1 protein-coding gene is annotated in these 824 nt (G+C 57.2%); it reads right to left on the bottom strand.

The window, feature by feature from the left end:
• On the bottom strand, positions 1-824 hold an 824-nt coding region (locus XALGPE39_RS03840; protein WP_045727059.1), incomplete at both ends, for an AMP-binding protein.

The raw sequence follows: 824 nt of genomic DNA, 5'->3' as shown, positions 1-824 counted from the left end.
GCATCTTGCCTCAGATGTTCCGCAGTACAAGAAACCGTGGTCTCCGTCGGTCCATAGGTATTGACAACCTCTATGTCGTAAGGACGTAACGCATGCCACTGCCTTAATTTCTGCGGAGATATCGCATCTCCAGTCACATTGAGCAGTCGCACACCTTGCAGTTGTGCACGCGCCAGTTCCGGCGATTGCTTCCATGCACCGACAAGGCTATGCCAATGCGCCATCGTCAAATGCACGACCGTCACCCGTGGGTACAAAGAGGTATCGGTGCATCCATGATCGACAGCGCCGAATATCGTTGGTGCAAGAACGAGCGCAGCACCGCCGAGCAAGGCAGGAAAGATTTCTTCCACCGAAAGATCGAAGCTGATCGAATTCTGTTGCAAGACCAAATCGGTGTGCGTCACCCCGAACAGTCTCACCGCATCCAACGCGTAGTTGCAGAGATTCCTGTGCTCGATCATCACGCCTTTGGGCGTACCAGTCGATCCGGAGGTATAGATGACATACGCCAAGTGAAGTGCAGTCAGGCCACTGGCGTTGCGGTCCGGATTACTGTCGGGCAGGTGTGCCCAGCGCTCGGCGTCGGCTTGCAGATCGACGATCACCGTAGAAATGCCACTGTCCCCGACAAGATGGCGGCTGATGGTATCCGTCAACACCACCACCGCGCCGCAATCGGCCTGCATGTAGGCCAGTCGCTCCCGTGGATAGGCCGGATCCAGCGGCACATACGCACCGCCCGCCTTAAGCACACCTAAGAGCGACACCACCATCTCGACACTACGCTGTAAACAGATCGCCACCCGCTCGTCCGGGCGCAC

It is taken from the genome of Xanthomonas sp. GPE 39, from assembly GCF_000963005.1.
Classification (GTDB): domain Bacteria; phylum Pseudomonadota; class Gammaproteobacteria; order Xanthomonadales; family Xanthomonadaceae; genus Xanthomonas_A.
Note: the sequence above shows the minus strand (reverse complement) of the source record. Positions and strands in the feature narration are given on the sequence as shown.